The sequence below is a fragment of the Microbacterium sp. Leaf151 genome, assembly GCF_001424225.1.
Taxonomy (GTDB): Bacteria; Actinomycetota; Actinomycetes; order Actinomycetales; family Microbacteriaceae; genus Microbacterium.
Map to the genome: position 1 here is coordinate 755904 of NZ_LMOR01000001.1, position 15059 is coordinate 770962.

The following is a 15059-nucleotide window of genomic DNA, read 5'->3' on the forward strand; positions in this document are numbered from 1 at the left end:
TGCGGTGGCGCTCTCGCGCGGGGCGGGGCGGGGCGGGGCGGGGACGGTGACGGGGCAGGGCGGGGACGGTGACGGGGCAGGGCGGGGACGGTGACGGGGCAGGGCGGGGGCGGGGGGAGGAGATTCGGTGAGGGGAGGACGCGGGAGTGCTCATTGATCCTCCGCTCGCGGCATCCCCTCCCCTCGCCACCGTCACGCACCCTTCGGCGCCCGCCCCGTGTCCCGCTCACCCCGCGGGGCCACCGCCCGCATCCTCGGGGCGGGGGGAGGAGATCCGGTGAGGGGAGGACGCGGGAGCGCTCATAACTCCTCCGCTCCCGGCATCCCCTCCCCTCGCCGCCCGCCCCGCTGGTCGCTGCGCGTTATCCCGGCTGGTCGCCTCGCCCTATCGGGGGGCTGTGTCGGACCCGCTCGATAGGATGGGGTGTACCGCCGGACAACATGCGAGGAGCACTCATGCCCGGAATCGTGATCGTCGGCGTCCAGTGGGGCGACGAGGGCAAGGGCAAGGCCACCGATCTGCTCGGTGAGCGCACCGACTGGGTGGTGAAGTTCAACGGCGGCAACAACGCCGGGCACACCGTCGTCATCGGCGACGAGAAGTACGCCCTGCACCTGCTGCCCAGCGGCATCCTGTCTCCGGGGGTGACCCCCGTGATCGGCAACGGCGTCGTGGTCGACCTCGAGGTGCTCTTCAACGAGCTCGAGGCGCTCAACGCCCGTGGCCTCGACACCAGTCGGCTGAAGATCAGCGCCAACGCGCACATCATCACGCAGTACCACCGCACGCTCGACAAGGTCACCGAGCGCTTCCTCGGCAAGCGCATGATCGGCACCACCGGTCGCGGTATCGGCCCGGCCTACGCCGACAAGATCAACCGCGTCGGTATCCGCGTGCAAGACCTCTTCGACGAGAACATCCTGCGGCAGAAGGTCGAGGGCGCGCTCGATCAGAAGAACCACCTCTTGGTGAAGATCTTCAATCGCCGGTCGATCACCGCCGACGAGATCGTCGACGACCTGCTCTCGTACGCCGAGCGCGTGCGCCCGATGGTGGCCGACACGTCGCTGCTGCTGAACGACGCCCTCGAGGCCGGCGACGTCGTCGTCTTCGAGGGTGGCCAGGCCACCATGCTCGACGTCGATCACGGCACCTACCCGTTCGTCACGTCGTCGTCGGCGACGGCCGGCGGCGCGTCGACGGGTTCCGGAGTCGGCCCGAACCGCCTCGACCGCATCGTGGGCATCGTCAAGGCCTACACGACGCGCGTGGGCTCGGGTCCGTTCCCGACCGAGCTGTTCGACGAAAGCGGCGACTGGCTGCGCTCGCGGGGCTTCGAATTCGGCACCACCACGGGTCGTCCGCGTCGCGTCGGCTGGTACGACGCGCCCATCACGCGCTACGCCACGCGCATCAACGGCATCACCGACCTGGTGCTCACCAAGCTCGACATCCTGGGCGGACTCGAGCAGATCCCCGTGTGCGTGGCCTACGACGTCGACGGCGTGCGGTACGACGACCTGCCGGTGAATCAGACCGACTTCCACCACGCGAAGCCGATCTACGAGAACTACCCGGGCTGGAGCGAAGACATCTCGTCGGCGCGCACGTTCGACGATCTTCCCCAGACGGCACAGGAGTACGTCCTCGCGCTCGAGAAGATGAGCGGCACGCGCATCTCGGTGATCGGCGTCGGCCCCGCACGCGACCAGGTCATCGTGCGCCACGACCTCATCGACTGATGCGGTTCTGGGTCGGCGCGTACACCCCCGACGCAGGTTCGGCGGAGGGTGTCGGCATCCTCCAGGCGGGGGCGGTCGACGCGCCCGACGCCGGCGGCCCGCTCGGCATGGTGGGCACGGCCGTCGCCGCGCCCGGCTCGCCGTCGTGGATCGCCGCCCACCCGACGGCGCCCGACATCGTCTACGCCGCCGTCGAGTTCGACGGCACGGTGCAGGCCTACCGCCGCATCGGCGAGACGCGCCTGACTCCTCTCGGCCGTCCGGTCGATGCGGGTGCGGCCGTCTGCCATGTCGCCGTCGCACCCGACGCGTCGTTCCTCGTCGCGAGCTGCTGGGGCGACGGACGGGTGGTGCGGATCGACCTGGATGCCGAGGGCCGCCCCTCCCGCCCGATCATCGCCGACGAGGCCGCCGACCCGTACGGGTCGGGCGAGTCGCCGGAAGGCACCGTCTCGACCGGTGCGCGCGTGTCGGGGGCGGTCGTACCCGACCTCGCGGCCGCGACGCGCGCCCTCCGAGCGGCGGCGGGCGAGGAGTTCTCCCATCTGATCCCCGCCTACGACGACATCCCCGAGACCGACGCCGAATCGGAGGAGGCTGTCGCCGGCGACCGCGTCTCCCGGGCGCACCAGGCGATCTTCCTGCCGGGCGGTCTCGTGGCGACCACCGACATGGGCTACGACCTCGTGCGGTTCTGGCGATCGACCGCGGCCGGCCTGCGGTTGGTGCAAGAGGTCGTGCTGCCGCAGGGGAGCGGTCCGCGTCACGGGATGTGGCATCCCTCCGGGCACCTCTACGTCGTGACCGAGCTCAGCTGCGAGGTCTTCGTGCTGGCCGCCGACCGCGCCGGTCGGTGGCAGGTGCGCTCCGGCGAGCAACTCCTCGGCACGCTCGACACCGACACCGCCGCAGAACTGTGCGCGAGCCGCGACGGCTCGACGCTGTACGCCGGGGTGCGCGGCAGCGACACCGTCGGCGTGCTGTCGGTGCGCGGCGCCGGTGAGGCGCTGCAGCTCACGGCGCTGGCCGAGACCGGCACGCACTGGCCGCGCCACCACGTCGTCGTGGCCGACACCCTGCTCGTCGCCGGCCAGTTGGCACACGAGATCGTCTCGCTGCCGCTGGATGCCCGCACCGGCGTTCCGGGGCGCGTGCGTCACCGCACGCCGTCGGCGTCGCCGACGCGGCTGCTGCCGATGCGCTGAGCCAGCGCCCGCGTACGCGGGACGCCGGCTCAGGACCCGATCCGCGGGGTCGTTCAGGCGGTCGGCATCCAGACCCTCATCGTGGACGGACCGCGGTTGCCCCAGTCGTGATACGGGACGAGCGCGACCCGGCTCGGTTCAGCATCCGGTGCAGCGGGACCGTCGCCGAACGGCCACCCGCCGGCGGTGGGGGTGCGGTCGGCGATCTGCACCCAGACGCGACCGTCGCCCTCGACGGGGAGCGCGGCTGCGTCGAGGACGACCTCTCCGACGTCGTCTCCCGAGTTCAGATCCACCGACTCGAGAGCGAGGACCTCCGGACCCCGCTCGATCGCGACGCACCCGCGGATGGCGTCGATACGCGGATCGGGGACCACGACGCGCGGCGCCATCGGCAGGTCCAACTCGACGACGTCACCGGCACGGAACGCGCGCGTCACGTGGGCCCACCCCGCGTCGACGGCCGTGTCCTCCGTGACGGAGCCGTCGCTCCACACGCGCACTCCCGCACCCCGGGCCCACTCCGGGACGCGCAGTGACAGGGTCCACGCCTCATCCGAAGCGTGGTCGACGGTGATGCGGACGGTGCCGTCGCTCGGATAGGCGGTGTCGACGTGCAGCGACACGTCACGACCGTCGTCGAGGGTCGTGCGGATCTCAGCCGGTGCGTACTGGTGGATCTGGATGCCGCGATCGTCGGCCGTGGCGACGTAGGCGTCGAGACTGGCGAGGGTCCGGGCCACGTTCGGCGGACAGCACGACACCTCGAACCACGGTGCGCGCAGCGACGAGGAGGCGCGCGGCGAGGTCGCGTCGGGGTCGGGCACCACACCGGGGACGCGCTGATGCAGCGTGTTGGCGTAGAAGAAGCTGCGGCCGTCGGCGGAGGGCGAGGTGGCGACCACGTTGAAGAGCGTGCGCTCGATGAGGTCGGCGTAGGCGGCGTCGCCCCCGGACAGCAGCAGACGCCACGCGAACATCACCGACGCGATGCCGGCGCACGTCTCGGAGTACGCGCGGTCCGACGGCAGCTCCCAGTCATCGCCGAAGGCTTCGTCCTGGTGGTGCGAGCCCTGGCCCCCCGTGATGTAGGTGCGGCGTCCACGCGTACGGGTCCATTGTGCGCGCAGCGAGGCCAGGAGGTCGTCGTCACCGCTCTCGACGGCGACGTCGACGGCGCCGGCAGCGAGGTAGTTCGCCCGCACCGCGTGGCCGCTCAGAGCGGTGGCGTCGCGGACGGGGACGTCGTCTTGGAAATAGCGACGGCCCCACTCGATGTCGGCGAGCGTCGCGTGTCCGCGGCGCGCGACGAACAGCGCTGCCTGCGCGGCGTACCGCTCGTCACCGGTGACGCGCGCCAGTTCGGCGAGGGCGGCTTCGATTTCGGGGTGACCGCAGAAGGAGGGGATCCCCTCGGCGCCGAAGACATCGCAGACGAGGTCGGCGGCGCGCCGGGCGATGACGAGGAGACGGTCGTCGGCTCCGGGACGCGTGCGCTCGCGTGCCACGGCCGCCTGGAAGAGGTGGCCGAGGCAGTACAGCTCGTGGCCCCACTCCAGATCGGACCACCGCGGCTGCTGGCCGATCCGGCCGAACTCGGTGTTGAGGTAACCGTCGGCCTCCTGGGCCGCGCCGACCCGGTCGACGACGGCGCGGAAGGTGCGCTCGAGATCGGCGTCGGCGTGACGGCCGATCTCCCACGCCGCGGCTTCGAGATATTTGTACACCTCCGAGTCGCTGAACTCCCGCCCGCGGCGTCCGGCGGGCAGTGTGCCGGCCGCGGCGCGATCGAAGTTCGGCAGCCAGCCCTCGGACTCGAGACGGCCCAGGATGTGGGACAACGTGTGTGCGGCGTTGACGGTTTGGCGCTCACCCCAGAACCCGCCGGTGATGCGGACTTCGTCGAGGCCGAGCGGCCGCAGGCGCGAACGGGAGGGGACGACGGGGGCGACGACGGTGCGGGCCGGGGCGGGGTCGAGGGGACGGGTGGGGAGTGTGGTCGACATGGTCATCCCTTGAAGGCGCCCGACATGAAGCCGCGCACGTAGTGACGTTGGAGGATCAGGAACAGGACGATGCACGGCAGAGCGAGGACGACGACACCGGCTTCGGTCACGCCGTAGTCGATGACGCCCATCGTCTGGCCGCGGAGGTTCGCCACGGCCAGCGGCAGGGTGATGCGCGACTGGTCGTTGATGAGGATCAGCGGGGCGATGAAGTCGTTCCAGGCGGTGAGGAAGGCGAACAGGCCCACGGTGATGAGTCCGGGTTTCACGGCGGGCAGGAGCACTCGCCAGAGCGCGCTGAAGCTCGTGCAGCCGTCGACGAGGGCGGCCTCGTCGAGCTCGCGCGGGACGGACTCGAACGAGATGCGCATCATGAACATCGAGAAGGGCAGCTGGAACATCGTCAGCACGAGGGCGACGCCGACGAGGGAGTTCTGCAGGCCGACGGCGTTGAGGATGACGTACAGCGGGATGAGCAGCGTGGCGTACGGCACCATCAGGATCGCCAGCACCGACAGGAACAGCAGGTTCTTGCCGGGAAATGAGAACCGCGCGAAGGCGTAGCCGCCGAGGAACGAGATGAGCAGGGTCAGTACGACCGTGAGGACCGAGACGAACAGCGAGTTGCCGAGGTAGACCCAGATGCCGGATTGGAAGTTGGCGAGCTTCTCGTAGTTGCCGAAGCCCCACCCCTCGGCCTGGTTCGTCCCGGCCTGCGGGCTGACCGAGGCGACACCGGTCCACACCAGCGGGTACAGGAAGATGATGGCCACGGCGCCCGTGAAGACCTTGCTCGGCAGCCCCCACAGGAGGGCGCCGCGGGGCCGGGGACGACCCCGGTAGCCGGGGGCGACGATCGCGCGGGTGCTGCCGGTGACGGCTGCGCGCGGACGGATGTCGGTCGTGGCCATGTCAGGCCTCCTCGGGACGACGGAACGCGCGCAGCTGCACGGCGTTGATGATGACGAGGGCGAGCAGGATGATGACCGACAGCGCGGCGGCGATGCCGAGGCTGTTCTGCCCCTGGAAAGCGATGTTGTAGATCAGCTGCACCACGGTCATGGTGCTGTTGTCGGGGCCGCCCTTGGTCAGGATGTAGAACTGGTCGAACGCCAGCAGCGACCCCGTCACGCACATCACCGTGGTGAGCGCGAAGGTGGGGCGCAGGAGCGGCACCGTGATGTCGCGGAAGATCTGCCAGCGCGACCCGCCGTCGATGCGCGCCGCCTCATAGATGTCTTCCGGGATGCCCTGCAGCCCGACGAGCAGCAGCAGCATGTAGAACCCGGCGAACCGCCAGACGATGAGGAACACCGTCGACCACAGGGCGCCCTCGGGAGAGCCGAGGAAAGTAATGCCCCACGACTCCATGAGTCCGGCGAAGGGGCCGGCGATGGGGGAGTAGAGCACGTAGAAGAGCAGGGATGCGGATGCCAGGCCCAGCGCGCTCGGCAGCAGGAAAGCCGTCCGCAGGAACCCCTTCCAGGCCGTGGACTCCTGGACCAGGAGCGCGAGACCGAGACCCAGGCCGATGAGCAGGACGGTCGTGATGGCGGTGTAGAGCAGCGTGAACCGCACCGAGTCCCAGAAGAGACGGTGGTTCAGGGCGTCCACGAAGTTCTCGGGGAAGTTCGGACCGCTGTTGCCGCGCAGCAGAGGCCAGTCGGAGCCCGACATCTGCAGCACGAGCAGGAGGGGGATGACGAAGAGTGCGACGACGAACAGGGCTGTGGGGGCGGCGTACAGCCAGCCCTGGACGGGACCGCCCAGCGCCGTGCGACTGTACCGTGAACGGCGGGGCGAAGTGGTGAGAGCCACGGTGTTCCTTCCGGGGGTGTGGGGGTGCCGCCGGAGCGGCACCCCCACAGGGATTACTGGGACAGGACGGCGGTGATCTCGTCGTTGTCGGCGTCGACGGTGTCGGTGCCGTTCAGGACGGCGTTGCGCACGAGCGTCAGCCAGGGGCTGCCGGGAGCGTTGAACGCCTGCTGGAAGTTCAGCGCGACCGGGGTCCTGCCCTTGCCGGCTACCTCGTTGACGGCCACCTGACGGGGGTCCTTCGACGAGTACTCGTTCTCGGCGAGGTCGGAGCGGGCGACCGTGCTGCCGTCCTTGGCGAGGACACCCACCTGCGCGTCTTCGGACGTGAGCCAGGACAGGAAGTTCCACGCCTGGGCGGACTGCTTCGAGTCCTTCGAGATGCCGACGCCGTCACCGCCGACGAAGGTCGACTCGCCGCCGTCGACGCCCGGGATACCGGAGACACCCGCGTCGAACGACAGGCCCGAAAGGAGTGTGGCGGGGAAGGGCATGATGCCGACGTTGCCCTCCTGGAAGCCGGCCACCCACGTGGCGCCGGTCTCATCGGCGGAGCCGGGAGCGACGGCGCCCGCGGCGTCGAGGTCCTTCCAGGTCGAGTAGACCTCCTGGGCTGCGTCGTTGTTCAGCAGCGACTCGGTGCCGTCGGCACCCAGGACGTCTTCACCCGAGGCCCAGATGGAGGGGAACCAGGTGAAGAGCAGGCATCCGCCGCAGTTCAGTCCCGTCGAGGTGCCCGAGACGCCAGGCTTGTTCAGCGCCTGCACGGCCTTGGCGGTCTCGGCGAAGTCGGCGAGGGTCGCGGGAGCCTTCTCGGGATCCAGGCCCGCCTCGGCCACGAGCTCCTTGTTCCACATCATCACCGACAGGTCGAGGACGAAGGGCAGCACGTGCTCGGCTCCATCGAGGGTGCCCGCGTCGAGGTGACCCTGGTTGATGGTGTCTTTGTACGACAACCCGTCGATCTGCGCCGTGATGTCTTGGAACAGCCCCTGCTCGACCCAGTTCGGCACGTAGACGATGTCGGCCGCGAACAGGTCGGGGAGTCCACCCGAACCCGCTGCGGCGCCCACCTTGGCGACGTAGTCGTCGTTGGGGACCACGGTCAGCTCGACCTGGTTCTGGTGGCTGGCGTTGTAGGCCTCGACGAGGAGCTTCGCCTGCTTCTCGAGGGGTGCGCGCGTCCACAGGGTGAGGGTCGAACCGTCGTCGGTGCCCTCGGCGGGGATGTCGGCCGGTGCGGTGGCGGTCGAGCCGCCCGAGCACGCGGCAAGTCCGCCGACGAGAGCGCTCGCGGCCAGGATGGCCGTCGCGGCCCGAAGGGCGAAGCGGCGCCGGGATGGGGTCATTGCAGTCTCCTCTAGCTCTTCATTGAGCGGATGCGACATTCGGGGTCGACACCGCTGGCGGGGTGGTCATCGAAATAACCGAAATCCCTTTCGGGACGGTAACGTGTGTGTTGCCGATCCGTCAAGACGGCGGAAGGTAACGAACATGAAACGGAAGCCGATGACGACCGATCCCGTGCGCGCAGCCACGCTGAGCGATGTCGCCCGCCGCGCCGGCGTCTCGATCGCCACGGCGTCGAAGGCGCTCAACGGTCGCGGTGACGTCGCCGCGGGGACGCGGCAGCGCGTCATGGAGGCCGCGGCAGAGCTCGCCTTCACCCCCAACGCCATGGCGCGCGGTCTGCTGGCCGGACGCACCGGCACGGTGGGCCTGCTGACCAACGACCTCGACGGTCGTTTCGTGATCCCCATCCTGATGGGTGCCGAGGACGCGTTCGGGGCGGGGCAGATCAACGTCTTCCTGTGCGATGCACGCGGAGACGCGATACGCGAACAGCACCACCTGCGCGCGCTGTTGAGTCGCCGGGTCGACGGCATCATCGTCGTGGGGCGCCAGACCGACCCCCGTCCCTCGCTGGGGCAGGAGCTGCCGGTGCCCGTCGTCTACGCCTACTCCCCGTCCGACGACCCCCGGGATCTCTCGCTCACCCCGGACAATTACTCGGGCGGGCGCCTGGCGATCGAGCACCTGCTGGCCTGCGGTCGGCGCCGCATCGCCCATATCTCGGGCGACCCGTCATACGCCGCCGCCCAGGACCGCCTGGCCGGGGCCCGTGCGGCACTCGCGGCGGCGGGGCTGGACTTCGTCGGCGAGCCGATGTTCGCCGCGTGGAACGAGCACTGGGGCCGCGACGCGGCCGCGATCCTGCTGGAGCGGCATCCCGAGGTGGATGCCGTGTTCTGCGGTTCCGACCAGATCGCGCGCGGTGTCCTCGACACCGCGCGCGACTTCGGCCGCGACGTTCCGGGCGATCTCGCGGTCATCGGATACGACGACTGGGAATTGCTCACCGAGAACGCCCGACCTCCCCTCACGAGCATCAACGCCAACCTCCAGCAGCTCGGCCGACAGGCCGCGCAGCGGGTCTTCGATGCGATCGACGGCGTCGACGTCGGCGCCGGGACGCACCCCATGCCGGTCAAGCTCGTCATCCGTGCATCCACCATCGCGCGGCGATGATTTTCGGAATTCCCCCCCGTTTTCGGTGATGTTTCGAAATTACCGAAAAGGATTGCGAAACATTCTCCGCCCTCGGTAGCGTGCCTCCCACGCACCCGCTGCTCATCGACGAGCAGCGCCGAGAGGAACAGACACAGTGGACTGCAATCCGACGACCCCCCGTCGCGTCGGGCGTTCCGCGATCGCCGCAGCGGCGATCGCGACGGTGCTGGCAACGACCTTCGTGGTCGCGCCGGCGAACGCCGCCAACACCGACATCGGCTACCCGACGTTCTCGGGAAGCCCGACCCCCGTCCCCGACACGGGAGTGACCTACACCCCCGGTAACCAGCTGCAGAGGATCTTCGACGCCGATCTCGCCGCCGGCGCGGGCTCGAGTGCGTCGAGCGACTTCTGGATGGACGAGATGCTCGCGCGCACCGGCGACGCGGGAAGCTTCGGCGACAACAACCAGTGGTTGTTCACGCGCGGACGCGCCGCATTCATGAAGGAGCACAACCCCGGAGTCCTCGGCTTCGGCGGTCAGCTCGCGTACTGGGAGTCCATCGACGGGCGTTCCGGCTACACGATCACCGCACGGGTCGGCGGGAACGACGTCGGGCTGACCGAGGACGTCTCGCAGCGCAAGCAGACGCCCAGCTACTGGCGCAGCGTCCACCGTGGCGGCGGCATCGAGGTCGTGCAGACGAAGTTCATCACCGATGCCAACGTGCTGGTGACCAACCTCGACGTGCGCTCCACGGGCGGGGCGGTCGACGTCGAGCTCGTGGCATCCTCCCCCTATGCGCTGACCGCCGAGGGCGACGAACTGGTCGGCCACGTTCAGGCGCTGAACGACCTCACGAAGCTGTCGCCCCGTTTCTCGGGTGACGGGTTCGCCCCCGCGGGCGAGACACTCACTCGCACGCTGTCGGTGCCCGCCGGGGGCTCGGCCACCGCGAAGGTGCAGCTCGGCCTCGTCACCGACGAGATCGCCGCCTCCCGTACCGACTATGACGCGACCCGGGCCCAGTCCGCGGGTGAGGCGTACACCGCGCACGTCACCGCGTACAACAAGTGGTGGGCCGACAACGTGCCCTACCTCGACACCCCCGAAGACAACATCGACAAGACGCTCTACTACCGCTGGTGGCTGATGCGATACAACTTCCTCGACGCCGACATGCCGGGCAACACCTACCAGTTCCCGGTCGCAATGGAGGGTGTGCTCGGGTACAACAACTCGATCGTGCTCACCACGGGCATGTTCATCGACGACCTGAAGTACTTCCGCGACCCCATCTACTCGTACGGTCCGTGGGTCTCGACGGGCGAGACGAGCAAGAGCTACAAGTTCGTCGACAATCCCGGCGACCCCGCCAACTGGTCGAACAGCTACACCCAGTACATCTCCGAAGCCGCGTTGCGCTCCTACCAGCTGCACGGCGGGCCGACCGCGATCGCGAAGAACCTCGCCGAGTACGCCGAGGACGACGTGAAGGGTCTCGTCGACGCCTACGACTTCAACAAGAACGGCCTGATCGAATACAACTGGGGCGCGATGACGGGCAACGACGCGGATGCCGTGTCGTTCCACTGGAAGGGCGGCTACCAGGACCGCACCGAGAACGCGTACCTCTACTCCAACGCCCTCGCCGCGGCCGAGGCGTACCGCACGGCCGGCGACACCGCCAAGGCCGACGAGATGCAGGCGTTCGCGGAGAACATCAAGACCCAGGTCATGAAGGTCCTGTGGAACCCGGACCGCAAGCTCCTCGAGCACGCGATGGCGAACAACGGCGAGCACGTGCCGTGGAAGGAGATCAACAACTACTACCCGTTCTCGGTGGGCCTGGTGCCCAAGCCCGGCGACGCGGACTACAACGACGATTACGTCGAGGCGCTGCGCCTGTTCGCCGACGACAAGCAGTACCCGATCTTCCCCTTCTACACCGCGAACCAGGCCGACCAGGCGGCGTACAACGCCACCGGCGGCCAGGGCAGCAACAACTTTTCGGTCATCAACTCCACGGTGACCTTCCGGATGCTGTCGAAGGTGCTGCGCGACTACCCCACCGACGCGATCGACGCCGAGTGGTACAAGAAGCTGCTGTATTGGAACGCGTGGTCGCACTACCAGAACGGCGGCGACAACCGTCTGCCCGACCAGAACGAGTTCTGGGCGAACGGTTCCGCCGACCCCCAGAAGATCGACTACCGCTCTTGGATCCACCACACGATCCTCGGTGCGACGAACTTCACCATGATCGAGGACGCCATGGGTGTGCGCACCCGCAGCGACGCCAAGATCGAGCTCGACCCGATCGACATCGGCTGGGATCACTTCACCGCGAACAACATCCGCTACCGCGACCGCGACCTGACGGTCACCTGGGACGCCCCCGGTGGCGAGCGGCACTACGGCGACGACGTGCCCGAGGGATACTCCGTCTTCCTCGACGGCACGCTCGCCTTCACCGTCGACAAGCTGTCGCACGTGGTCTACGACCCCGCCAGCGGCACCGTCGAGGTCGTCGAGGGTGACGCGAAGGTCACCACCGCCGCGGCATCCGCGGTGAAGGCCCCGCAGGACGTGCGCTTCGCGGATGACGCCCGCGTCGTGGACCTGTTCGCCAAGGCGGGCGCCGACGTGCGCACCGAGAGCACCGGCAGCGCCAACCTCGCCACCTCCGCGACCGCGTCGTTCTCGGCCGCGGGCCGCGAGCCCGCCGGCGCCGTCAACGGCACGACGATCAACGAGCCCTTCTGGGGCACCGCGGGTTCGCCGAACGCCAAGGACTCCCTGACCGTCGAGCTCGGCGGTGAGAAGACGTTCGACGACGTCCGCACGTATTTCTACGACAGCTCTTCCACGGCCACGGCGGCCGGCTACGCCGAGCCCTCGGTGTACACCCTCGAGGTGCGCCGGAACGGCCAGTGGTCGACGATCCCGCAGCAGGCTCGCACCCCCGCCTACCCGCGGGCCAACTACAACCACGTGCAGTTCCCGGAGGTCACCGGCGACGCCGTGCGCCTCACGGCGACGCACGCCGCGGGCGCCAAGACGGGGGTGAAGGAACTGCAGGTGTTCTCCACGGGCATCGCCGCTCCGGCATCCACGAACCAGGCACCACTGGTCACGGCGTGGCAGGACAGGCAGGCCTCGGCCGGCGGGTCGGCGGCCCTCGTCGGCACGGTCAAGGACGACGGTCTGCCCGGCGGCGAGCTCAGCGCGCGCTGGAGCGTGGTGAGCGCCCCCGAGGATGCGACGGTTCTCTTCGACGATGCCGCGGCGGCCTCCACCACCGCTCGCTTCTCCGCGAAGGGCGAGTACGTGCTGCGGCTGTCGGCGACCGACGGCGAGCAGACCTCTGAGACCGATGTGACGGTGCAGGGAGACGTGGCGACCCAGGGCGCCAACGTCGCACCCGCCGCGACTGCGACCGCCTCGTTCACCGCGGGATGGAACAAGGTCGGTGCGGTCAACGACGGCAAGATCCTCTACAACGGCGGCGCCAGCACCGACGTCTGGGGCACCTGGGCCGGCGGAGACAACCCCGCCACCCGATGGGTGCAGTACGACTGGAACGAACCGCAGCGCGTGTCGGGTGTCGAGATGAACTTCTGGTCCGACCAGGGCGACCCCGCGTCGAACCAGGGCGTGAACGTCCCGAGCGCATGGAAGGTGCAGTACTGGGACGGAGCCGCGTGGGCGGACGTGCCGGCCGCGTCGGAGTACACCCTCGAGCGGAGCGCGCCCAACACCGTTACTTTCGGTGCCGTGACGACGACGCGCGTGCGCGCCACGCTCTCGGCCACCGGCTCGGGGTCGACGTTCGCCGGCGTGGCCGTCAGCGAATGGAAGGTCTTCGCCGACGCCCCCGTCTCGATCGAACCCATCGACGTGCGCACCGCCGTGGGCACGAAGCCGGAGCTCCCGGCGACGGTGGATGCCACGTTCTCGGACGGCAGCCACGCCGACCTCGCGGTCACGTGGGCCGAGGTCACCGACGCGCAGGTCGCCGGCGAGGGGAGCTTCCCCCTCTCGGGCATCGTCCCGGGCTCGCCGGTCGCCGCCAAGGCCACGGTGTGGGTGCGGGCGACGCCTCCCGGCCAGATCAACCAGGTGGATGCCGTGACCACGCGCACCCTGCCGGGTGTCGCGCCGGTGCTGCCCGAGACCGTGGGCGTGCTGTTCAACGACGGCTCGCGCCAGGACCTCCCGGTCACGTGGAACGCGGTGGACGCCGCGTCCTACGCATCGCCGGGCACGTTCACCGTGGAAGGAACGGTGCAGAGCGATCTGCCCGGCACCAAGGCCGCCTCGGCCGCGGTGACCGTCGACGGCGGAAGCACCGACACGAAGGCGCCGACCGTGGCGCTGCAGGTGTCGCCGGCCGCCCCCGGGTCGGGCTGGTACACCCAGGCGGTCACGGTGAACGTCACCGCCACCGACGACCGGGATCCCGCTCCCCGCGTCGAGGTGCGCGTCGGTCAGGGCGAATGGACGGCCTACACCGCCGCGGTGTCGGTGAGCGATGACGGGTCGCACGTCGTGCAGGCACGGGCGACCGACGCGGCGGGCAACACGTCGCCGGTGGCGGCGCAGACCGTGCGCATCGACACCACGGCTCCGGCCCTCGAGGTCACGGCCGACGCGGTCTCGCGCACGGTCAAGGCGACCGCGACGGACGCCGGTTCGGGAGTCGCCTCGATCGAGTACCGGCTGAACGGCGGCGTCTGGTCGACCCTGTCCGGCACCGTGCTCGTCGGGCTCGACGAGACGAAGGTCGAGGTGCGGGCCACCGACAAGGCGGGCAAGGTCTCCGCGGTCGTCGAGAAGACGGTGCCGAAGGCCGACGGCACGCAGAAGCGCAACGTCGCCCTGCTCGCGACGCCCACGGCATCCGGAACCGCCGGATGGAACAGGGTGACCGGCCTGAACGACGACGTGCAGCCCACCGCATCGGGCGACGTCACGCCGAACGACAACCCCAACGTGTGGGGAGTGTGGCCGGCCGTCACCGACCAGTGGGTGCAGTACGACTGGAAGGAGCCGGTGCGCATCGGCGAGCTGGGCGTGTACTTCGTGTCGAACATCGACGCGCAGGGCCTCGGCATCGACGTCCCCGCCGCCTGGAAGGCCGAGTACTGGGATGCCGCGACCAACGCGTGGGTCCCGGTGAAGAACGCGGGGGCGTACGGCACCGCGAAGGACACCTACAACGCGGTCTCGTTCGAGCCGGTGACCACGACGAAGCTCCGTCTCGCGCTCGACCCGGTCGGTACCGAGCAGGGCAAGGGCAGCGTCGGCATCAAGGAATGGCAGGTGTGGGAGGCTCCCGAGGCGTCGGCACCCGCTCTCGACGTCGCCGTGAGCGCGGCCAGTCGAGCCATCGCGGGGAAGGCGTACGTGATCGTGACCGCGAAGAACACCGACGACGTCCCCGTCGATCTCGTCTTCACCAGCGCCTACGGGACGAAGACGGTGAAGGACGTCCAGCCCGGAAAGACGGTGAGCGCGTCGTTCAACTCGCGGGCGGCGAGCATCCCTGCGGGAGTCGCCACGGTGACGGCGAGTGCCACGGTCGGCGACGCGCCGGTCACCGAGACGTTCGACGCACCGTACGGCGCACTGAACTGACGGGAGGGGAACGGGGGTGGGTTCGTCCCATCCCCGTTCCCCCTCGTTCCGATCGCGAGCCACAGCCCCTCCTTTCCCTCTCCCTCCCGGATGCCCGCGCCCGACTCGCGCGGAGCGCCCTGGAGAGGAGCACCA

8 protein-coding genes are annotated in these 15059 nt (G+C 69.5%); 4 read left to right on the forward strand and 4 right to left on the reverse strand.

Annotated elements, in window-relative coordinates:
* Positions 1-456 precede the first annotated feature (456 nt).
* Both ASF76_RS03445 and ASF76_RS03450 read left to right on the forward strand, forming a co-directional pair.
* Positions 457-1743, forward strand: a complete 1287-nt coding sequence (locus ASF76_RS03445; protein WP_055952922.1) for an adenylosuccinate synthase — start codon at positions 457-459, stop codon at positions 1741-1743.
* Entirely contained in the window at positions 1743-2948 is a 1206-nt protein-coding gene (locus ASF76_RS03450; RefSeq protein WP_055952925.1) for a lactonase family protein, read from the forward strand. The genes ASF76_RS03445 and ASF76_RS03450 overlap by 1 nt, the downstream gene beginning before the upstream one ends.
* A gap of 53 nt (positions 2949-3001) precedes the next feature.
* On the opposite strand, the gene ASF76_RS03455 is transcribed toward ASF76_RS03450, so the two are convergent.
* The 4 genes from ASF76_RS03455 to ASF76_RS03470 are packed head-to-tail and all read right to left on the reverse strand — an operon-like array spanning position 3002 to position 8121.
* Entirely contained in the window at positions 3002-4954 is a 1953-nt protein-coding gene (locus ASF76_RS03455) for a glycoside hydrolase family 127 protein (RefSeq protein ID WP_055952928.1), read from the reverse strand.
* Positions 4955-4956: 2 nt separating this feature from the next.
* Positions 4957-5865 carry a carbohydrate ABC transporter permease gene (locus tag ASF76_RS03460; RefSeq protein ID WP_082484813.1) on the reverse strand — a complete coding sequence of 303 codons (909 nt, stop codon included), beginning with the start codon at positions 5863-5865 and terminating at the stop codon, positions 4957-4959.
* Position 5866: 1 nt separating this feature from the next.
* Complete coding sequence (locus ASF76_RS03465) at positions 5867-6772, reverse strand: carbohydrate ABC transporter permease (protein WP_055952932.1); 906 nt, start codon at positions 6770-6772, stop codon at positions 5867-5869.
* A gap of 53 nt (positions 6773-6825) precedes the next feature.
* Positions 6826-8121 carry an ABC transporter substrate-binding protein gene (locus ASF76_RS03470; RefSeq protein WP_055952935.1) on the reverse strand — a complete coding sequence of 432 codons (1296 nt, stop codon included), beginning with the start codon at positions 8119-8121 and terminating at the stop codon, positions 6826-6828.
* Between the two features lie 145 nt (positions 8122-8266).
* On the opposite strand from ASF76_RS03470, the gene ASF76_RS03475 reads away from it, so the two are divergent.
* Together ASF76_RS03475 and ASF76_RS03480 are read left to right on the forward strand one after the other, a co-directional pair.
* Positions 8267-9301: a LacI family DNA-binding transcriptional regulator gene (locus ASF76_RS03475; RefSeq protein ID WP_235561221.1), complete on the forward strand. Its 1035-nt coding sequence runs from the start codon at positions 8267-8269 to the stop codon at positions 9299-9301.
* Positions 9302-9437: 136 nt separating this feature from the next.
* Positions 9438-14924, forward strand: a complete 5487-nt coding sequence (locus tag ASF76_RS03480) for an Ig-like domain-containing protein (protein ID WP_055952941.1) — start codon at positions 9438-9440, stop codon at positions 14922-14924.
* The last annotated feature ends 135 nt before the right edge of the window (positions 14925-15059 follow it).